The sequence below is a fragment of the Marinobacter sp. tcs-11 genome, assembly GCF_002049515.1.
Taxonomy (GTDB): Bacteria; Pseudomonadota; Gammaproteobacteria; order Pseudomonadales; family Oleiphilaceae; genus Marinobacter; species Marinobacter nauticus.
Genome location: NZ_LLYU01000012.1, coordinates 16,100 through 36,740 on the forward strand (window position 1 = coordinate 16,100; position 20,641 = coordinate 36,740).

Annotated in this window: 19 protein-coding genes and 1 tRNA gene; 17 read left to right on the top strand and 3 right to left on the bottom strand. The window is 57.1% G+C overall.

What is annotated here, in order from left to right; all coding sequences use genetic code 11:
* Window positions 1-103 precede the first annotated feature (103 nt).
* The 17 genes from rpsB to ARC85_RS13500 all read left to right on the top strand — a co-directional run bounded on the left by rpsB (window position 104) and on the right by ARC85_RS13500 (window position 15,599).
* Entirely contained in the window at window positions 104-856 is a 753-nt protein-coding gene (gene rpsB, locus ARC85_RS13420) for a 30S ribosomal protein S2 (protein WP_011786007.1), read from the top strand.
* Window positions 857-949: 93 nt separating this feature from the next.
* The gene (tsf, locus tag ARC85_RS13425; RefSeq protein ID WP_153741592.1) at window positions 950-1,819 is read left to right on the top strand and encodes a translation elongation factor Ts; all 870 of its coding nucleotides are present in this window, start codon (window positions 950-952) and stop codon (window positions 1,817-1,819) included.
* Between the two features lie 180 nt (window positions 1,820-1,999).
* A complete protein-coding gene (gene pyrH / locus ARC85_RS13430) occupies window positions 2,000-2,728 on the top strand; it encodes a UMP kinase (protein WP_011786005.1) in 729 nt (242 codons plus the stop codon).
* Window positions 2,729-2,797: 69 nt separating this feature from the next.
* A complete protein-coding gene (frr, locus tag ARC85_RS13435; RefSeq protein WP_031210096.1) occupies window positions 2,798-3,355 on the top strand; it encodes a ribosome recycling factor in 558 nt (185 codons plus the stop codon).
* Window positions 3,356-3,417: 62 nt separating this feature from the next.
* Complete coding sequence (gene uppS, locus ARC85_RS13440) at window positions 3,418-4,188, top strand: polyprenyl diphosphate synthase (protein WP_286715099.1); 771 nt, start codon at window positions 3,418-3,420, stop codon at window positions 4,186-4,188.
* 19 nt (window positions 4,189-4,207) lie between these two features.
* Window positions 4,208-5,053, top strand: a complete 846-nt coding sequence (locus ARC85_RS13445; RefSeq protein ID WP_286715130.1) for a phosphatidate cytidylyltransferase — start codon at window positions 4,208-4,210, stop codon at window positions 5,051-5,053.
* Window positions 5,050-6,234, top strand: coding sequence for a 1-deoxy-D-xylulose-5-phosphate reductoisomerase (ispC, locus tag ARC85_RS13450; protein ID WP_199451982.1), 1,185 nt, complete (start codon window positions 5,050-5,052; stop codon window positions 6,232-6,234). The genes ARC85_RS13445 and ispC overlap by 4 nt, the downstream gene beginning before the upstream one ends.
* 49 nt (window positions 6,235-6,283) lie before the next feature.
* Entirely contained in the window at window positions 6,284-7,633 is a 1,350-nt protein-coding gene (rseP, locus tag ARC85_RS13455) for an RIP metalloprotease RseP (protein ID WP_286715101.1), read from the top strand.
* 45 nt (window positions 7,634-7,678) lie between these two features.
* On the top strand, window positions 7,679-9,997 hold the full coding sequence (bamA, locus tag ARC85_RS13460; RefSeq protein ID WP_286715103.1) for an outer membrane protein assembly factor BamA: 2,319 nt from the start codon (window positions 7,679-7,681) through the stop codon (window positions 9,995-9,997).
* A gap of 43 nt (window positions 9,998-10,040) precedes the next feature.
* Window positions 10,041-10,538, top strand: a complete 498-nt coding sequence (locus ARC85_RS13465; protein ID WP_286715105.1) for an OmpH/Skp family outer membrane protein — start codon at window positions 10,041-10,043, stop codon at window positions 10,536-10,538.
* A gap of 41 nt (window positions 10,539-10,579) precedes the next feature.
* The gene (lpxD, locus tag ARC85_RS13470; protein ID WP_286715106.1) at window positions 10,580-11,605 is read left to right on the top strand and encodes a UDP-3-O-(3-hydroxymyristoyl)glucosamine N-acyltransferase; all 1,026 of its coding nucleotides are present in this window, start codon (window positions 10,580-10,582) and stop codon (window positions 11,603-11,605) included.
* Between the two features lie 11 nt (window positions 11,606-11,616).
* Window positions 11,617-12,054, top strand: coding sequence for a 3-hydroxyacyl-ACP dehydratase FabZ (gene fabZ / locus ARC85_RS13475; RefSeq protein WP_011785996.1), 438 nt, complete (start codon window positions 11,617-11,619; stop codon window positions 12,052-12,054).
* The gene (gene lpxA, locus ARC85_RS13480; protein ID WP_153741584.1) at window positions 12,054-12,845 is read left to right on the top strand and encodes an acyl-ACP--UDP-N-acetylglucosamine O-acyltransferase; all 792 of its coding nucleotides are present in this window, start codon (window positions 12,054-12,056) and stop codon (window positions 12,843-12,845) included. The genes fabZ and lpxA overlap by 1 nt, the downstream gene beginning before the upstream one ends.
* Before the next feature lie 18 nt (window positions 12,846-12,863).
* Complete coding sequence (gene lpxB / locus ARC85_RS13485; protein ID WP_153741583.1) at window positions 12,864-14,042, top strand: lipid-A-disaccharide synthase; 1,179 nt, start codon at window positions 12,864-12,866, stop codon at window positions 14,040-14,042.
* Window positions 14,042-14,725 (top strand): ribonuclease HII, encoded by a 684-nt coding sequence (rnhB, locus tag ARC85_RS13490; RefSeq protein WP_153741582.1) that lies wholly within the window; start codon window positions 14,042-14,044, stop codon window positions 14,723-14,725. The genes lpxB and rnhB overlap by 1 nt, the downstream gene beginning before the upstream one ends.
* Window positions 14,726-14,794: 69 nt before the next feature.
* Window positions 14,795-14,871 (top strand) — tRNA-Met (locus ARC85_RS13495).
* 284 nt (window positions 14,872-15,155) lie between these two features.
* Window positions 15,156-15,599, top strand: a complete 444-nt coding sequence (locus ARC85_RS13500) for a fibronectin type III domain-containing protein (RefSeq protein WP_153741581.1) — start codon at window positions 15,156-15,158, stop codon at window positions 15,597-15,599.
* A 14-nt stretch (window positions 15,600-15,613) separates the two neighbouring features.
* Here ARC85_RS13500 and ARC85_RS13505 read toward each other — a convergent pair whose 3' ends face one another.
* Genes ARC85_RS13505 through ARC85_RS13515 form a run of 3 tightly spaced genes read right to left on the bottom strand, consistent with a single transcriptional unit; the run spans window position 15,614 to window position 20,555 of the window.
* Entirely contained in the window at window positions 15,614-18,178 is a 2,565-nt protein-coding gene (locus ARC85_RS13505; protein WP_228223986.1) for a CHASE2 domain-containing protein, read from the bottom strand.
* A 21-nt stretch (window positions 18,179-18,199) separates the two neighbouring features.
* Window positions 18,200-19,834, bottom strand: coding sequence for a FecR domain-containing protein (locus tag ARC85_RS13510; protein ID WP_370230635.1), 1,635 nt, complete (start codon window positions 19,832-19,834; stop codon window positions 18,200-18,202).
* A complete protein-coding gene (locus ARC85_RS13515) occupies window positions 19,827-20,555 on the bottom strand; it encodes a response regulator transcription factor (RefSeq protein WP_228223988.1) in 729 nt (242 codons plus the stop codon). Before ARC85_RS13515 ends, ARC85_RS13510 begins: the two co-directional genes overlap by 8 nt.
* Window positions 20,556-20,641: the final 86 nt, after the last annotated feature.

A 20,641-nucleotide genomic window follows, 5' to 3' on the forward strand; every position in this document is an offset into this window, starting at 1 on the left:
ACGTGTCAGCACGTTGTCCCAGGGTGCCGGCTCCTGTTTAAAGGAGGCTGGTTGGGGCAATCGGACGCGTGGAGGACTAACCCGAAGCTAAAAGGTAAATATCATGGCTCAGGTAAATATGCGTGACCTGCTCAAGGCAGGTGCTCACTTCGGTCACCAGACTCGCTACTGGAACCCGAAAATGTCGAAGTTCATCTTCGGCGCCCGTAACAAGATTCATATCATCAACCTGGAGCAGACTGTTCCGGCCATGAATGAAGCGCTGAACTTCATTCAGTCTCTGGCTGAGAACAAGAACAAGATCCTGTTTGTTGGTACCAAGCGCGCGGCTTCCAAGATCATCAAGGAAGAAGCTCAGCGTTCCGGTCAGCCTTACGTTAACCACCGCTGGTTGGGTGGTATGCTGACCAACTACAAGACCATCCGTCAGTCTATCCGTCGCTACCGTGATCTGGAAGCCCAGAGCCAGGACGGTACTTTCGACAAGCTGACCAAGAAAGAAGCTCTTGAGCGTACCCGTGAGATGGATAAGCTCGAGCGCTCCATCGGTGGTATCAAGGATATGGGTGGCCTGCCGGATGCCCTGTTCGTTATCGACGTAGACCACGAGCGTATCGCCATCAAGGAAGCCAATAAGCTGGGTATTCCTGTTATCGGTGTTGTTGATACCAACAGCGATCCCGATGGTGTTGATTACGTGATCCCGGGTAACGATGACGCCATCCGTGCTATCCAGATCTACGTGAAAGCCGTTGCCGATACCTGTCTGGAAGCTTCCCAGTCTGCCGGCGCTGGCGCTGACGAGTTTGTTGAAGTCAGCGAAGATGCTGCAGGCGCTGCTCCGGCCGCCGAGTAACATCCAGGCTTAACGTTTGAGTTGTAAGGTATGCCCGCCTGTTTATGCGGGTATACCTCCCCACCGAATTCGGAAAAGACAAGAGGATTGAACATGGCTGCAATTACCGCTGCAATGGTCAAAGAGCTGCGTGAGCGTACTGGCCTTGGCATGATGGAGTGCAAAAAAGCACTGGTTGAAGCTGAAGGCAATGTTGAAACTGCGATTGAAGAGCTGCGCAAGTCTTCCGGTCTGAAAGCCGCCAAGAAGGCCGGCCGTACTGCCGCTGAAGGCGTGTCTCTGGTCAAGGTGTCTGACGACAACACCGTGGCCTTCATTCTGGAAGTGAACTCCGAAACTGACTTCGTTGCTCGCGACGACAACTTCATGAACTTTGCCAACGACGTTCTGAATGTTGCCTTCGAGAAGGGCGAAACTGACGTTGCCAAGCTGATGGAAGGCGACCTGGAAGCCAAGCGTGAGGCTCTGGTTCAGAAGATCGGTGAAAACATCACCGTTCGTCGCATCATCAAGGTTGAAGGCCCGGTTGTGGGTGGTTACGTGCACAGCAACAACAAGATCGCTTCCGTTGTTGCCCTGACTGCAGGTGACGAAGAGCTGGCTCGCGACATTGCCATGCACGTTGCTGCTGTTAACCCGCGCGTTGGCAAGCCTGACGACATGCCGGCTGAAGAGCTGGAAAAAGAGAAAGAGATCATCAAGGCCCAGCCGGATATGGAAGGCAAGCCTGCCGAGATCGTTGAGAAGATGATGGGTGGCCGCATCAAGAAGTTCCTGGCTGAAAACAGCCTGGTTGAGCAGCCGTTCGTCAAGAATCCGGACCAGAAAGTGGGTGACCTGATCAAGTCGGCCGGTGGCGACCTGGTTGGTTTCATTCGCCTGGAAGTGGGTGAAGGCATCGAGAAAGAAGAAGTGGATTTTGCTGCTGAAGTGGCTGCTGCCGCTGGCACAGGCAAGGCCTGATTCCTCTTCGAGGCACTGCCGTGCAACATGGTAGTGCCACCTGAGTCTGCCACGTCAGCCGGGTTCGCCCGGCTTTCGTGGCGGGCTTGTATCTGAGATACCCCTTTTTTGAGGAGTATGTCAGATACAAGCCTGCAACGGGTTTGCGCCGGATAGCCAACAGACGAGAAGGGGACCACCATGCCGACATCTTCGAAAAACCAGCCCAGATACAAGCGTGTTCTGCTCAAGCTCAGTGGCGAAGCCCTGATGGGAGAGCACGATTTCGGTATTGATCCCAAAGTTCTTGATCGTATGGCCCTGGAAATTGGTGCCCTTATTGGCATTGGTGTTCAAGTGGGGCTGGTCATTGGCGGTGGCAACCTGTTTCGCGGAGCAGCCCTCAATGCGGCAGGCCTTGATCGCGTGACCGGAGACCACATGGGGATGCTGGCCACGGTCATGAACGGCCTGGCCATGCGTGATGCGCTGGAGCGTTCGAACATCCGTACCCGCGTGATGTCTGCTATCCCCATGAGCGGCATTGTCGAGCATTATGACCGTCGCCGTGCGGTGCGGGATCTTAAGGAAGGTGACGTGGTCATCTTCAGCGCGGGTACCGGCAACCCGTTCTTCACCACGGACTCCGCGGCCTGTCTGCGTGGCATTGAAATTGAAGCTGACGCTGTTCTGAAGGCAACCAAGGTAGATGGCGTTTACTCGGCCGATCCCCATCTTGATCCTACCGCAGTAAAATACGACCACCTGACCTATGATGAGGTTCTGGACAAGAAACTGGGCGTGATGGATCTCACGGCCATCTGCCTGGCGCGGGATCACGGTATGCCGCTTCGGGTCTTCGACATGAACCGCCCCGGTGTGCTGACGCGCATTGTGACCGGGGAACGGGAAGGCACATTGATTGAATGAATAAGGCTGCCGGCGCCTGAAGTGCCGGCTTCCTGCATGGAACCAGACGAACGAATTGAGGAAGCTGACGTGATTAACGACATCAAAGCTGAAGCCGAAAAGAAAATGAAAAAGAGCCTGGAAGCTCTGCATTCGGCTTTCAATAAAATCCGTACCGGACGTGCCCATCCGGCGATCCTGGACAGCGTAATGGTGAACTACTACGGTCAGGAAACACCGCTGAAGCAGGTGGCCAGCGTGAACGTGGAAGATAACCGGACGTTGACCGTTGCGCCCTGGGAAAAGAATCTGGTGCCCACGATTGAAAAGGCGATCATGACGTCTGACCTGGGCCTGAATCCGGCCACCAGTGGCGACATCATTCGGGTGCCCATGCCGATGCTGACCGAAGAAACCCGTAAGGAAATGGTCAAGCAGGCGAAGGCTGATGCCGAGCACGGTCGGGTGTCTATTCGTAACGCGCGCCGCGATGCCAATCACATGATCAAAGAGCTGGTGAAGGAAAAGGAAATCAGCGAAGACGATCAGCACCGTGGCGAAGATGAAATTCAGAAGCTCACCGACAAATACATCGCCGAAGTCGAGAAGATGTTGAAGTCGAAGGAAGAGGACCTGATGGCGGTTTAATCGCCCAGGTTAGCTCAGGAGCAGGATCAGCGGCGGGGTCGTCCCGCCGCACAGAGGATTTCATGACGGCAAAAGTTACCGCAGAAATTCCGGTGGCAGCAGATAACTGCCCCCGGCATGTCGCCATTATCATGGATGGCAATAACCGCTGGGCGAAAGCACACCGGCTGAAGGGAGTGGCGGGCCACAAGGCCGGGGTGGATGCGGTCAAGGCGGTGGTGGAAACCTGTGCCCGAGAGGGCGTGGAAGTGTTGACCCTGTTTGCCTTTTCCAGCGAGAACTGGCGCCGGCCCAAGGATGAAGTATCGGCGCTGATGCGTCTGTTCCTGATCGCGCTGGAGCGGGAAGTCCGCAAACTGCACCGCAACAACATCCGGCTGCGGATTATCGGCGACCGCTCAGCCTTCAACCCGGCGCTCCAGGAGCACATGGAGAAAGCCGAGGCGCTGACCCGTGACAATACCCGAATGACGCTGGTGATTGCGGCCAATTACGGTGGCCACTGGGACATCACCCAGGCGACCCGCAAGGTAGCGGAGCAGGTGCGGGCGGGCCAACTGGAACCCTCAGATATCACCGATGACCTGATCCAGGAACACCTGAGCATCGGTGATCTGCCCATGCCGGATCTTCTTATCCGGACGGCGGGTGAACAACGCATCAGCAATTTCCTGTTGTGGCACCTGGCCTACACAGAATTCTACTTTTCCGACGTTTTCTGGCCGGATTTCAAGGGCGAGCAAATGCTCAAGGCGCTTGATGCCTATGCCCATCGTCAGCGCCGTTTCGGTCAGACCGACGACCAGATTGCTGCTCGCGCTGCACAACAATAACGACCAAGCGACCAATACCGTGCTTAAAACCCGAATCATTACCGCACTCATCCTGGCACCGATTGCGATCGGTGGCATTTTCTTCCTTCCGCCCCTGGGCTTCGCTCTTTTTACCGGCGTTATCATCACGTTGGGCGCCTGGGAATGGGCCAATATGTCCGGTATCGAAAACCAGCCTGGGCGTGTCGGGTACGCGCTGGTTATGGCGGCACTTCTCTATGTCTTGCGTGACGTATCAGCACTGCTGGTGCTTTGGCTGGCGATTGCCTGGTGGTTGGTCTGTTTCTGGCTGGTCAGGCGGTACCCGGCCGGCTCCGAGCGCTGGGGCGCTATCCCGGTCAGGGCGCTGATGGGGTTCATGGTGCTGGTGCCCGCGTGGGTGGGCCTGAATCACCTTCGCAATGGCGGCTTCCAGTTTGGCGACGTGGCCAACAATCTGGTCGTTATTCTGTATATTTTTCTGGTGGTGTGGGTGGCTGATATCGGCGCCTATTTCGCCGGCCGCGCCTTTGGTAAAGCCAAGCTGGCGCCCCGTGTCAGTCCTGGTAAATCCTGGGCTGGTGTCTGGGGAGGATTGGCTGCAGTGGCCTTACTCGCCATTGTGGCCAGCCTCCTGGCCAACGCAGGTGTCGCGGAAGCCATGCTGCTGGTGGTGGCAAGTCTGGTGACCGGTTTTGTCTCGGTTCTTGGCGATTTACTTGAAAGCATGCTGAAGCGCTTTCGAGGCATCAAGGACAGCAGTCAGCTGCTGCCCGGGCATGGCGGCATTATGGATCGTATCGACAGCCTCACCGCGGCCATTCCGGTATTTGCCCTGATGATTACTCTGTTGGGCTGGTTGACCGCCGGCCAGGTCGTGGCATGACGAAACGCTCGATTACGGTTCTCGGCGCAACGGGCTCCATTGGCTTGAGTACCCTGGATGTTATTCGCAGGCATCCAGACCGTTTTTCAGTGTATGCCCTGACCGCAGGAACCCGGGCGGATGAATTGGCAACCCTGTGCCGTGAATTTCGACCGGCCGTTGCGGTGATGGCCGATGCAGAAGCTGCTGAACGCCTGAAGGCGCTGTTGGCGGATATGCCCGAGACCCGCGTGCTGGCGGGAGAAGCGGGGCTCTGTGAGGTGGCGGCTTCGGCGGAGTCGGACACCGTGATGGCTGCCATTGTCGGCGCTGCCGGCCTGGCGCCAACGCTGGCCGCAGTCCGGGCCGGCAAACGCGTTCTTCTCGCCAACAAAGAAGCGTTGGTGATGTCCGGCAAACTGTTTATGGATGCGGTTGAGCGCCACGGGGCCGAGCTGCTGCCTATTGATTCTGAACATAATGCCATTTTTCAGTGTATGCCGGCAGACAAGGTGCGAGACCCTTGCGGCGCGGGTATTACCCGTATCCTTCTGACCGCCTCCGGTGGACCTTTCCGGGAGTATGCGGCTGAGGACTTACGGGCGGTGACGCCGGCCCAGGCCTGCGCCCACCCTAACTGGTCAATGGGTCAGAAGATTTCTGTGGACTCTGCAACCCTGATGAACAAAGGCCTGGAGTTGATTGAAGCCTGCTGGCTGTTCAATACCTCGCCGGCAAACGTGCAGGTTCATGTCCACCCCGAAAGCATCATTCACTCCATGGTTGAATATGCCGACGGCTCGGTGCTTGCCCAGTTGGGAAGCCCGGATATGCGCACCCCCATTGCCAATGGTCTGGCCTGGCCTGAGCGTATTGAGGCTGGTGTCGCGCCCCTGGATTTATTCGCCATTGGCCGTTTTCACTTTGAACGCCCGGATTTGCAGCGTTTCCCCTGTTTGCGCCTTGCGGCCGAAGCCTTTGCTGCAGGCGGTACAGCGCCTGCGGTACTCAATGCCGCGAACGAGGTTGCAGTGGCGGCGTTTCTGGAAGGCCGGCTGTGCTTTGCCGATATCCCCGTTATTATAGAGCGAACCCTGACGGCCACAGACGTTGTGCCGGCGGACAGCTTTGACACTATTTTCGCGAAAGATGCCGAGGCTCGCCGCCGGGCCAGGGAACAGATCAGCCTGCTGGCTGTCTGACGTCCCTGGGCCTGACAGGCCGCTCATTCAGCCATAAACCGGAACGTCTATGCAGATCATTCAAACCGTACTGGCACTGGCGCTTACCCTCGGAATCCTGGTAACGCTGCACGAATACGGCCATTTCTGGGTGGCACGCCGATTCGGTGTGAAGGTGCTTCGTTTTTCCGTGGGGTTCGGCAAGCCTCTGTTTTCGTGGTATGACCGTCACGGAACCGAATATGCGGTAGCGGCCATCCCCCTGGGGGGGTACGTGAAAATGCTGGATGAGCGGGAAGGGCCGGTACCGGAAGAGCTGCGTGAGCAGGCGTTTACCTCGAAACCTCCGTCCCAGCGCATCGCCATTGCGGCTGCCGGGCCTATTGCCAATTTTCTGTTCGCGATTCTCGCTTACTGGGTGTTGAGTGTTGTTGGCGTTACCACCGTCGCTCCAGTGGTTGGCGAGGTGGCTCAGGGCAGCGTTGCCGAACGGGCAGGGCTGGAAAGCGGGATGGAAATCCATGCCGTTGACGGCCATAGGGTGACCTCCTGGCGAGACGTGAACATGCGGCTGCTCGAAAGGGCGGGAGAGCACGGTCAGGTTTCGCTGGAGATTTCCCTGGACGGCTCCCGGGGAACCGTAGCTGGTTCACTGGACGGATGGCGCCTGAGTGATGATACTCCGAACCCGCTGGCGGAATTCGGGATATCCCCCTGGCGGCCGGATGTGCCTGCGGTGCTGGGTGAGGTGACTGCCGATGGTCGGGCAAACGCGGCCGGCCTGCAAAGTGGTGATCGCATCCTTGCCGTTGACGGCGAACCGGTCTCTGATTGGTTTGCTCTGGTGGAGCATATTCGCAATGCCCCGGAGCAGACTCTGGAGCTGACGGTCGAGCGCTCTGGCGATGAATTGAATGTACCGGTAACACCGGCATCGAGAACCCTTGAAGATGGTCAGGTGATTGGTTTCGTCGGTGCCGGCGTAAGCGCAGTGAACTGGCCCGATGATCTGTTGCGGGAGGTCCGCTATGGGCCTTTGGCTGCCATACCCAATGCGGTGAACGAAACCTGGGCCGACACACGTCTGACCCTGGTGGCGATTAAAAAGATGGTTACCGGGCTGTTGTCGCCGACCAATCTCAGTGGTCCTATTACCATTGCCCGGGTTGCCGAGGCGAGTGTCAGCTCAGGGTTCGAAGACTTCGTGCGCTTTCTGGCGTATCTGAGTGTCAGTCTTGGCGTGCTTAACCTGCTGCCTGTTCCGGTTCTGGATGGCGGTCATATCGTGTACTACACCATCGAAGCCATTCGGCGGAAACCACTTTCCGAGCAGGCTCAGGCCTTCGGATTACGAATTGGTATGGCTTTGATACTGACTTTAATGGTGTTTGCTCTTTACAACGACCTGATGCGGTTGTGAGAATTGCGGGCTCCTTACCGCACATTAACCAGGCGAAATAACTGAATGAGACGTTCCCTTCTAGCTGTAGCCGTTGGCCTCGCAATTACCGCAACCGGTATGAAGCCAGCGCTGGCGGATGAATTCACGGTTGCGGATATCGAGGTAGAGGGCCTTCAGCGGGTTTCAGCGGGTTCTGTGTTTTCAGCTTTTCCGGTAAATATCGGCGAGCGTATGGACGAGACCCGGTTGGCCGAAGCCATCAAGGATCTGTTCCGGACCGGATTGTTTACGGATATTCAGGCCAGTCGTGATGAAGGCGTGCTGATTCTGTCGGTGCGGGAACGCCCGTCGATTTCCTCCATTGAGATCGAGGGTAACAAGAATATTGAAACCGAAATGCTGATGGATGCCCTGGCCGGTGCGGGCCTCGAGGAAGGTCAGGTATTTCGGCGTGCCACTCTGGAGAAGTTGGAGCTGGAAATTCTGCGCTCTTACATCGCCCAGGGTCGCTACAACGCAAGGGTAAAAGCCACCGCGGAAGAGTTGCCCAGGAACCGTGTCGCCATTCGCCTGGACATCAATGAAGGCTCTGTCGCCGCCATTCAGCACATCAACATCGTTGGAAACGAGGATTTCAGCGATGAAGAACTTATTGGTCTGTTTGAGTTGCGCACCAGTAGCTGGTGGAACTCGCTGACCAATAAAGACAAATACGCCCGTGAGCGCCTGAGCGGGGACCTGGAGTCTCTGCGTTCATTTTATCTTGATCGCGGCTATCTGGACTTCAGCGTTGAATCCAGCCAGGTGTCTATCTCCCCGGACAAGCAGGAAGTCTTTATTGCCATTGCCGTTAATGAAGGCCCCCAGTACACCATCTCGGATATTCGTTTGCGGGGTGAGCTGATTGTCGGCGAGGAAGAGCTACGGAAATTCATTCCGGTAAAAGAAGGGGACGTATTCTCCCGTGCACAGATGACGGCGATTTCCGAAGCGCTCTCGTTCCGGCTCGGTCGCGAAGGCTATGCGTTCGCCAACGTAAATGCGGTACCGGAGCCTGGCGAGGACAACACGACTGCCGTTACCTTCTTCGTGGAGCCCGGCAAGCGGGCGTATGTCCGCCGGGTAAACTTCGACGGCAACGTGTCCACAAAGGATGAGGTGTTGCGCCAGGAAATGACCCAGATGGAGGGTGGGGTAGCCTCGTCCGACCGCATCGAATTCTCCAAAACCCGTCTCGAGCGCCTTGGGTTTTTCCAGACGGTCGATGTCGAAACGGTTCCGGTACCCGGCACCGACGATCTGGTTGATGTGAACTACAGCGTGCAGGAGCAACCCACGGGCAGCTTGTCCGCGTCGGTGGGCTTCTCGCAGAACTCCGGCGTGATTCTGGGTGCCTCGGTCTCGGAGAACAATTTCTTCGGTACCGGCAAGCGCGTCTCGTTTGGTGTGAACGTCAGCGATTCGGTGAAAAGCGCCAATATTTCTTATCTGGATCCATACTATACGGTGGACGGGGTAAGCCGGGGCTTCAGTTTGTTTGCCCGTGAGACCGATTACGAGGAAGAGGATATTTCCTCCTACCTGCTGGATGAGTACGGTGGCCGGGTAACGTTTGGGTATCCGACAGACTCCATCACTCGTTTGAATTTCGGTGCCGGCGTGACTCAGTCGAAGATCAAGCCTGGCGTATTTTCTGCCCAGGAAGTAAGAGACTTTATCGCCGACGAAGGTGATTCATTTACCAATTACTTCCTCTTTGGCAGTTGGCGCAGGAGCACGCTCAACCGCGGGGTACTGCCAACCAATGGTTACAGCCATTCTCTGTCGCTGGATGTCGCTGTGCCGGGCAGTGACCTGACTTTCTACAAAGTCAGCCACAAAACAGATTTTTACTTCCCGCTGACGGATTCGGCCAACTGGGTTTTACGGGCGCGAACTGAGATTGGCTATGGGGACGGTTACGGTGACCGCAGTCAGATGCCGTTCTTCGAGCATTTCTATTCCGGGGGCTATGGCTCTGTCAGGGGATATGAAGCAAACTCTCTGGGTAACAAGGCGGAGCGTGCGGCAGGCGATTTCTCGGATCCCGATCCGTTCGGTGGTAACGTTCTGACAGAAGGTGGGTTGGAGCTGATCTTCCCGACGCCCTTTGCAGGAGACTCCCGCTCCATGCGCACGTCTTTCTTTGTTGATGCCGGTCAGGTGTTTGATACCGAAAGAGGTTTTGACCCTGAGTTGGGTGAGGTACGGACTTCAGCCGGTATCAGTTTCCAGTGGATCACCGCGGTAGGTCCATTGGCTTTCAGTCTGGCCAAGCCGCTGAACGATAAATCCGGTGACGATACCCAGGTCTTCCAGTTCTCACTGGGGCAGACGTTCTGACCGGGCTATAAAAAAAGAAAGAATGAAACAAAGGAGAAGATTGATGACCCGTTTGATGACTATCCTTGCCGCCGCTCTCATGGCCTTCTCGGCCCAGGTGGTGGCGGAGACCCGTATTGGTGTGGTTGATCTGCGCCAGGCCCTGTTCTCTTCCAATGATGCCCAGGCCTTCAGCGAAAAACTCCAGCAGGATTTTGCCGGCGACGAAGCCCAGGTGCGTGAAGCTCAGGAGGCCGCTCGCAAGTTAAAGGATCGGCTTGAGAAGGACGGCGCCATGATGAACGAGAGCGAGCGTAATCAGTTGGCCGCCGAGTTTCAGGAAAAGGTAAAGGAGTTCAATTTCCTCAAGCAGCGCCTCGACGCTACTGTTAACCAGCGCAAGCAGCAGTTTCTGGAAGGTGCGCGCCCTGAGGTAGACGCCGCTGTGAAGGAGCTCCTGGAGGAAAATGACCTTGATCTGATTCTGCCCAGCGAAGCGGTGGTTTACGTTAAGCCGGAGATGAATCTGACCACACAACTGCTTGAAAAACTGAACCAGTGATGTAGAAAGGGGCTCCCCGGCCCCTGTGTTTGGAGAAAACGATGACACAGAAGTCCTTTCGGCTGCAGGAGATTGCCGAGGTATTGGGAGCGAGCCTCCGGGGAGACCCCGATATCCGTATTACCGGGCTTGCCACCTTACAGGCAGCGGTTCCGGGCCAGATCAGTTTTCTGGCCAACCCCTCCTACGCCAAATACCTGAAAGGTACCCGCGCGTCTGCGGTGATTGTGTCTGCGGCTGTGGCTGATGAAGTTCCGACCAATGTCCTGTTACTGGACAACCCCTACTTGGGCTATGCTCACCTCAGTCATTGGTTTGATCCGGCTCCCAAGGCTTCCCCAGGCATTCATCCAACAGCCGTGGTTGATGAGTCTGCCAGTATTCCTGAATCTGCTTCCATAGGCCCGCACGTTGTGATTGAGGCCGGGGTTCGTATTGGTGAGCGGGTGGCTGTCGACGCTGGTGGTTTTATTGGTGCAAGAGCATGTATTGGAGACGACAGTGTGCTTCGGCCCCGGGTCACGCTTGCTCATGATGTGGTGGTTGGTAAGCGCTGTCATATTCTCAGTGGCGCGGTGATTGGTTCCGACGGCTTCGGGTTTGCCAATGAAAAGGGTGTCTGGCATCGCATCGCGCAGCTCGGTGCCGTGGTGCTGGGCGACGACGTGGAGGTTGGCGCCAATACCACCATTGATCGTGGCGCTCTGGACGACACCACGATAGGCAACGGCGTAAAGCTGGACAACCTGATTCAGATTGCTCACAACGTGCAGATTGGTGATCACAGCGCGATGGCGGCCAAGGTTGGTATCGCAGGTAGCACCCGAATTGGCAATCACTGCGTGTTTGGTGGCGCCTCTGGCGTGGCTGGTCACCTCGAAATAGCCGATCAGGTTCACCTTACGGGTATGACCCTGGTGACCGGTGATATCCGGGAATCGGGGGTGTATTCTTCCGGCACTAGTGCGGATACCAATCGCCAATGGCGAAAAAATGCCGTCCGCTTTCGCCAGCTGGATGCTCTGGCGCGACGGATTAAAGAACTGGAAAAGAAATTAGAGGGCTGAGGCCGATCAAGATGATGCACATCGATGAAATTCTGGAGTACCTGCCGCACCGTTACCCCTTCTTGCTGGTGGATCGGGTGACTGAGGTCGAAAAAGGGAAGTCGATCAAGGGGTACAAGAATGTATCGTTCAACGAGCCCTTTTTTACCGGTCATTTTCCGGACAATCCGATCATGCCGGGCGTCCTGATCATTGAAGCCATGGCGCAACTGTCAGGAATTCTTGGTTTTGTGACTGTGGAACGGAAACCGTCGGATGGCGTGGTACAATATTTGGCTGGGTCCAGTAAAGCGCGTTTCAAGCGCCCCGTTTTACCGGGTGATCGCTTGGATATGGAGTCTGAGTTCATCTCTGGCAAGCGCGGTATCTGGAAGTTTGATTGCCGTGCACTCGTTGATGGCGAGGTGGTATGCGTGGCAGAAATACTTACCGCTGAGAGAGAAGTTTGATGGCGACAAATGACTGGTCGGGTGTCCATCCTCAAGCGATTGTGGACCCGTCAGCCAAACTGGCGGATAACGTGACGGTTGGCCCCTGGAGTTATATCGGTCCGGGGGTGGAGATTGGTGAAGGTACCGAGATTCTCTCTCACGTGGTTATCAAGGGGCCGACAGTGATCGGCCGCAACAACCGAATTTTCCAGTTCTCCAGTATCGGCGAAGAATGCCAGGACAAGAAATACGCTGGTGAGCTGACCACGTTGGTCATTGGTGATGACAATGTTATCCGCGAGAACTGTACGATCCATCGTGGCACCATTCAGGACCGGGGTGAGACCCGGATCGGTAATGGCAACTTGCTGATGGCTTATGTGCACGTGGCCCATGACTGTATTGTCGGAAATCATACCATTCTGGCCAACTGTGCCACCCTGGCAGGGCATGTGTCCGTGGGTGATCATGCCATTCTCGGTGGCGGTACCATGGTTCATCAGTTCTGTCATATCGGGCCCCACAGCATGGCTGCCGGGGGCAGTATCGTACTCAAGGATATTCCTGCCTATGTTATGGCCAGCGGCCAGTCTGCCCAGCCTCATGGCATGAATGTGGAAGGGCTGAAGCGACGTGGTTTTGCCAAGGATACGCTCCTTAGTCTTCGCAGGGCCTACAAAGTGGTTTATCGCCAGGGCCTGACGACCGAGCAGGCCATCGAAGAGCTGGAGCGCAACTTTGCCGATGTCCCAGAGGTACTCCCGCTGATTGACTCGCTCAAGGGAGCGGATCGCGGCATCATTCGTTAAGCCAGCCGGAGGCCGCTGGTGACACATCGACAGGCCAACTCGGCCACGTTCTCAGGACGAACCATAGCCATTATTGCGGGCGAGGCATCGGGAGATATTCTCGGTGCCGGCCTGATTCGTGCGCTAAGAAAGCGTTACCCGAAGGCTCGTTTTGTCGGCATCGGCGGCGATGAAATGATCGCTGAAGGCTTTCACTCGCTGGTGCCAATGGAACGGCTTTCCGTGATGGGCCTGGTGGAAGTGCTCGGGCGAATCCGCGAGCTGTTCAGTATCCGTGCCCGTCTGCTGGATTATCTGTTTACTACCCCCCCGGATGTTGTGGTCGGTATCGATTCGCCGGACTTCACACTGGCCATCGAGCGTCGATGCCGGGAAGCGGGCATCCCGTCGGTACACTACGTAAGCCCTTCAGTTTGGGCCTGGCGCCAGAAGCGTATCTTCAAGATTGCCAAGTCTGTCGACCTTATGTTGACCCTGTTTCCCTTTGAAGCCCGTTTTTATGAGGAGCATCATGTGCCGGTGTCTTTTGTGGGGCACCCTCTGGCCGACAGGATAGAGCTGGAACCGGATACTCTGGCGGCGCGGAAAAGTCTTGGTCTGGAGGTCGATAAACCTGTGCTGGCGGTGTTACCGGGTAGTCGAGGTGGTGAAGTTGAGCGCCTGGGTACTCTGTTTCTGGAAGCTTCCCGTTGGCTCCAGGCTCGCCGCCCCGATCTCCAGCTGGTTATTCCTTGCGTCAATCGGGATCGTGAACGGCAGGTGCGTGATCTGGTTGAATCCCTGGAGGTGAGCTTGCCTGTCACGCTGGTTCGTGGTCGCTCGAGGGAGGTGATGGCCGCCAGCGATGTGGTGCTGCTGGCGTCGGGTACCGCGACGCTGGAGGCTATGTTACTGAAAAAACCGATGGTGGTAGGTTACCGGCTCAGCGATTTCAGTTACAAGATATTGTCCAGGTTGGTCAAGGTTCCCTGGGTGGCGCTTCCTAATTTGTTGGCCCAGGAGCAGCTGGTGCCCGAGTTGTTACAGGACGACGCAACGCCGGAGAAGTTGGGGGCGGCGGTTCTGGAAAGGCTGGAAAACGAACAGGAACGCGACAGGCTGCACCAGGCGTTTCTGGAGTTGCACCAGGTGCTGCGCCAGGGCGCTGACGAACGTGCGGCGGCAGCGGTGTCTGAGCTGCTGGAGTCTCGAAGCTGATGGTGGCCAAGGCACTTCCTCCTTTTCAGTGTTCCTATCGCGGCTCGCTATTGGCGGGTGTGGACGAAGTGGGGCGTGGCCCGCTCATCGGGGCGGTTGTGACGGCCGCTGTGATTCTTGATCCAGTGCGGCCTATCCCCGGGCTGGCGGATTCCAAAAAGCTTACCGAAAAGAAACGCCTGCGATTATATGACGATATTCTGGAAAACGCGGCTGCCTGGAGCCTGGGCCGATGCGAGGCCAGTGAAATCGACGAGCTGAACATTTACCAGGCGACAATGCTGGCCATGAAGCGTGCCGTTGAGGGGCTCTCGATAGCCCCGGAGTACGTTCTTGTGGACGGGAACCGTTGCCCGAAGTGGCGCTGGCCATCCGAGCCCGTGATCAAAGGTGATAGTCGGGTTGAGGCGATCAGTGCTGCCTCCATCCTGGCAAAGGTGACGCGAGATCGCGAGATGGAGGCGCTGGATGTCCGGTTTCCGGGTTTTGGGCTCGCCCAGCACAAAGGGTACCCCACGCCTGTGCATCTCGAGGCGCTCAATCGCCTTGGGGTGACCCCGGAGCATCGCCGATCCTTTCGGCCGGTAAAGATGGCGCTGGATGCCGTCGGGGTTTATGGAGGTTCGTCCGCGCCTGTTCAGGAGTTGAACTATCCTGCCGATTTATTTGAAAATATCGATTGACAGGGTGCGGGGCCGGCGGTAGTATACGCGCCACGTTGACAGGGGTGGCCCGGTTAACAAACAGTTTGATGCGGGGTGGAGCAGTCTGGTAGCTCGTCGGGCTCATAACCCGAAGGTCGTTGGTTCGAATCCAGCCCCCGCTACCAATCCAGAAAAGCCAGCTTTTGCTGGCTTTTCTCATTTCCGGGGCCAGTGTTTTATTCTGACCCTGTTTCTTGCAAGGCAGGCCAGTTTTACTGGTCTGCCTTTTTTGTTTCCGCTTCTCTGCGATGTACCGGGTGTCCCCTCAATTAATTCCGATTTCCGTCTTGCATTATGGTGACGGGAAAATGACGATTTTTTATCTTTAAAAATGACGTTTATCGCATCATCATTCGCGCCGATTTTATAGAATTTCACAAAATCGACGGAAATATGGTGGTGAATAACCTTGAAACGCGTCATTTATATGTCAAAGGCATGGATTGCCGCGTTGTTGGTAGGGATGGTGCTCGCGGGTTGCGGCGGCGGTGGTTCCGGCGGTAGTGAATCCGCCACTCAATCTGGCAGCCTAACCGATACCGGAAGTAGTGTTGGCAGTGCTCAGCCGGTTGCAGAGCGCTCTGCTGTATTGAGCTGGTCTGCGCCTATGACTCGTGTAAACGGTGAGTCGATCGCGATGGGAGAGCTGGACAGATACGTGATTCGTTACGGGCAGGATGCTGATGATCTGTCCAGAGAGATCACCGTAGATGGCGCCAGTGGTGAGGCAGAGATGTCCTATGTGGTCGATAACCTTGACGCTGGTACCTGGTATTTCACGATTCAGGTTCAGGACACTGCCGGTCTTCTGAGTGAGCCTTCTGAGCCGGTCAGCAAGACCATCCAGTCTTGAGCAGGCATGCCGGTTCAGAACATCGGGTCTGCGATTGGTAGCTTCAGGGTGAAAGTGGTGCCTTCGCCCGGCCGTGAGTCTACGCTGATCTCGCCTCGGTGTTTTTCCACCACCGTTTTAACGAACGAAAGCCCCAGGCCGGTCCCATGCGCTCCGGCGATCTCGCTGCGCTTCTGTCGATGATAGCGGTCGAACAGTAAGGGCAGCTCCTCCGGATCAATGCCATAGCCCTCGTCTGATATGGCCAGACAGGCCAGATGCGCTGCCTGATAGACGTGAACGCTGACTGCAGAGTCCGGGGGGCTATATTGCACGGCGTTGGTCAAAAGGTTGATGACGGCCCGTTCCAGAAGTTCGGCGTTGCCTTTCAGCCACAGATCTTCGGTACCGTTCAGCACGATCGAAATGCCTTTTTCCTGGGCCTGCTCGCACACACTGTCCCGAGCGTTCTCAACAATCGCCAGAAATTCGCATTCGTAGAACCGGGTTTCGGTCAGTTGCTCGGCACGAGCCAGTTGTACAAACTCTTCGGCCAGATGATAGCTACGCCGTGCCAGCCGCCCCAACTGGTCGAGTTGGTTGGCGTCAATATGGCTGGGATCCCGTTTCAGTTGCTCGATCAGGGCCAACTGAGAGACCAGAGGTGAGCGAACATCGTGTGAGATGAAGTCGATCGCCTCACGATGCTGCCGTTGCTGCTCCCGGAGTTCGGAGATGTCTGAGATGTTGGCAATAATGCCAAACTGGCGACTGTTTTGCAGGGCAAAAGGTGCCAGGTGGATGAGAAAGTCTTTACCGTTCAATGTCAGGTCTACGGTTCGGCTTTGTCTCAGTGTCAGCGCCTCTGAAATGGTTTCGAACCAGGGCGGCAAGTCCCGGGGGTCGTGGCCATCAAGGAGGGTGGCCAGAGGCATGCCGCTGAGACTTGGCATAGGCTCGCAAAACCAGTCTTCAATGTGACGGTTAGTAAACCGTATAACGCCTAATTCATCGGTCACGATGATGCCATCGGGCATGTGCTCGAAACTGTGGCGAATAAACGCCTGCATTTCAGCAAGCTTCTGGGTGGCAATGCGCACTTTCTCGATCCGGGCCGAAATGTTTTCCCGGGGACCCTTCTGGCGTTCACTGTCTGCATGGGGCTCCAGCTCCAGCTGGTTCAGATAGCGCTGGATGACCTCCCGACTGAGGTCGTTCGGCAGAGTCAGGCCGAGCAGGTAGCTGGTGCCGCCACGAATCAGTGTTATCCAGCTTTGGTTCTGCTGGTGTTCCCATCGTCCTGGCGTCTCCGTGGGTGGGGCCTGGGCAAGGGTCATTTCCTGTACTTCCAACAGGTCACCCTCTGCTGCCAGCAGCCATCCGGGTGGCTGGAACAGCGCACGCAAGTGCATCAGCAGCTGGTGAGGATGCCGGTTCGAAGGTTCAGGGAGGGATAGCCGCGGCGTTCTGGTCATCTCGTCCAGTTGCCGGTTGAGAAAGCGATTGGTCATGGCAAGCCGGAGTGCGCTGGCAATGGGCATCGCGGCCATCGGCAGAATCAGGGCGTTGGCTACGGACAGCTGAACCCGTGCCCCAATCAGCAGCAATACATAACCGGCTACCAGCCCTGCGGCAATGGTCGCACATGCCAGCAGGGTGGCAGCAGGGCGCAGGCGGGGCAGAAGCAGAGCTAACAACAACAGTACGAGCAGATTCAGTGCGGGTGCGGCCCAGGGCTCCGCCGGCACGATTAGTATATTCTGCTTGCTCGCGGAATAGACATTGGCATGGAATTCCACCCCGGACATTGGCCGGCTCAGACCGGAAAACGGCGTGGGCAGTATGTCGCCAAACCCCGCGGCGGTAGCGCCGACCAGGACGGTTTTGCCGGCAAACTCCTGCGGTGAGGGCGGGTGGCTCAGCACGCTCGCGTAGGAGTAGGTGGGTAAGGTGCCGGCCCCGCCTGCCAGGGGCACCAGCCGATAATCCTCCCGGACGTTGATGTAGTTCGGCAATTGCGCCTGCATCTGATTCGACATTGGCAAGTGAGCTGCGAGTGACAGGGTCGGCCATAACCGGCCGGCAAGGCCGTTGTACAGATAGAGCCCGCGGGCGACGCCATCAGTGTCCAGCTCGATATGGGCATGCCCGATCGCCCCTGCGACACCTGCCAGGCTGGGTGTGGGGAGTTGTTCACTGATCAGCCGCTCCCGGGTTGGAGCGGTAAGATAGGCTGGTAGAACAACGTTGCCATGGCGGGCCATGGCGCTAGCCAGTTCCTCATCGCCCGGCCCGGCTTCCGGAAACAGGATGTCGAGCACAATGGTTTCTGCGCCGGCTTGCCGCAAGGTGTCGATCAGCGAGGCATGAAGACTTCGGTCCCAGGGCCATCGGCCAACCTGTTCCAGGCTGAACTCATCAATGGCAATGATGGCCACCGAATCATCCATGGGCGCTGGCCAGGTTGTGATCGCCCTGTCATACATCCAGTCATTGATTCGACTCGGCAGCTCCGTTGCCTGAATCAGTAGCAGGGTGGTGACGAGTAGCAGGCCCAAGGACCACGGTGTTGTTGTTATCGGTAACCAGTCCCTTCGCATCGGCCTTTTTGTCGTAGAAGGTTAGTCGAGATACAGCTCCCTGCCCGGGCCCCAGCGACTGGCAAGAGGGCCGTCAGAAAGCGCTTTGACGCGGACAAAATACCTTCTTCCGGGAATCAGGCGCAAGGCCGCAGTGGTATCGGCGATATCGGCTTCCTTGATGATATTGCGAAACGCCGGCTCTTCAGCCAGTTGCAGACGGTAATCCGTGGCGGTGTCGATATTTTCCCAGAACACCCGAACCTGGCTGTCCAGATAGTTCACGCTGATAATCCGAACTGGCGGCAGAGTGCCGTTAACAACGATCTTGCGCGGCTCGGAGGTGGCAACAGAGCTGCCTCCTGCCTCCGTAACCACGCGCCAGTAATACTGGCCGGGGCTCAGGGGGCGCGAAGGAAGCGCCTGGCTTTCCGGCGCCCACTCGCTGGTTGTCACCAACTGCCGGAAACTGTCATCCTCGGCGATCTCCACCCGGGCAACTTCGTTGGCGCCATTAAGCTGCCAGCGGAATTCCGGCATGTCGTCGTTCACGCTCTCGCCATCAGCCGGTGCGGTGAGGTCCGGCTTTTTTGCCTGAAGGTCTACCTCAAGTTCCGCGGTACCGGGCATTCCGGCAATACCGCGCTGATCAATCGCGGCGAGCTGGATTTCGTAGCGGCCATTGTCAAGTTGGGCGATGTCGAAACGGGTGCCAGACACATCACGACTCTGTACCCAGGTGCCTGATGCCTGGTCAAAAATGTCCAGCCGGTAGGCCGGGTAACCGCCTGCCTGCCAGGACAGTTCGGCCGGAAGCTGAGTAAGCACCGATGGCAAGGGATTCATGGTTGGCGCTGGCGGAAGCTGTCGAATATTCAGGGCGCCTCCGTTGGCGGTGGAAACACTCGCGCCATAGCCGGCTGGAATGCGGCGGGTGTTGCCTGGCTGGCCGAAGTCCACCACACCTTCGGTAACCTGCACGCTGCTGCCGTTGGTGGTGGCTTGAATGGCAAATACCGTACCCCGGACCGCGGCGACAGCGGATGGTGTTTCGATTTCGAAACGGGCTCCGCCCTCAATGACCGGGCGAACACGGGTGTGAACCTCGCCCCGTTGCAGGCGAAGCCGGGTGTCGACCATGCCCGATTTGCCAAACTGGGTCAGGCGATTGAACATGAGGCGGGAGTTCGGGGAGATCCGGAGTTCCGAGCCGTCGGCCAGTTCAATGGTTGCCGATCCGGCACCGGAGAGAATTTCGTCGCCAACCCGGACAATCGAATCTTCGGACAGAGGGAGTTTTCGCCCATCCATTCCGGAGATCTGTTGCACGTTGCCGGTGACCGCAATCACCCGGGCCGGTTCGGGCTGACGTTTCAGCCAGTTTACGGGAATGCGCAGGGTATCCCCGGCGCCGAGTTTGGCGTTGCTGGCCAGGCCATTATGCTCCAGCAGTCGTTGCTGTGTGGTCTGCTGGGAAAGCAGCGTCTGGGTTATGCTCGCAACCGTATCACCCTGGCGTAAGGTATAAACCCACTCCGGGGCATTGTCCCGTTGTTGGCTGCCGGATACCGCAGAACCCCGTGCGATTGACAGCTCCGCGACAGTGGTCGCTGGTACCATGAATGCCAGTGCAAGGAAGGCCAGGGTTTTCAGGTGCTTGCTCAGAGCGTCAGGCATTTGCAGTGTCATCGTTCCGAATTTCGTTTGCGTCACCGGGCTTGATGGCTTCGAGCCGATAGCCTCGCTGGTAGATGGTCTTGATGCGAAATCCGTTTTCAGGGTTGAGCCCGAGCCTTCTGCGAAGGCGGCTCATATGCGTATCCACCGTGCGGGTATTGATGTCCCTGGTCAATCCCCACACCCGCTCCAGCAGCATTTCGCGGGTGAGCAGGCGGCCCTGGTTCTGGAACAGGAACAGGGTCAGGTCGAAGTCCTTGTCGGTGAGCGTTAGTGGCTCCCCGTGCAGGAGAATTATGCGTTGGTTGGTGTTGATCTCGAAGGGCCCAAAGACCAGAACCTCCTTTTCGATTTCCGGGTTGCTGCGGCGGGCCAGTGCATTGATGCGCGCGACCAGTTCAGCCGCTCGTGCCGGTTTGGCGATATAGTCGTCGGCGCCGGCATCCAGGGCACGGACGATGTCGGTTTCACTGTCACGCTGGGTCAGGAAAACGGCCGGCACAGGCCAGTTCAGCTGTGCCCGGATGTTCTCCAGTACCTCGATGCCGGTCATGTCCGGGATCTGCCAGTCCAGAATGATCAGATCATAACTGCGGTGCAAAACGGCACCGAGAAACGATTGGCCGGTCGGAAAGCTGTCACAGTGATGTCCTTTCTCTGAAAGGATGGACTGGATGTGCTGCGCCTGTTCGTGTTCGTCTTCCAGCAGAGCAATGCGCATTAAGCCTGGCCCTCGATCGTGTTGCCTGGTTTATATACCGTAGCGCAGAGCCCTTGGTCAGACCCTGCAGTGTCGGGGATTATCCC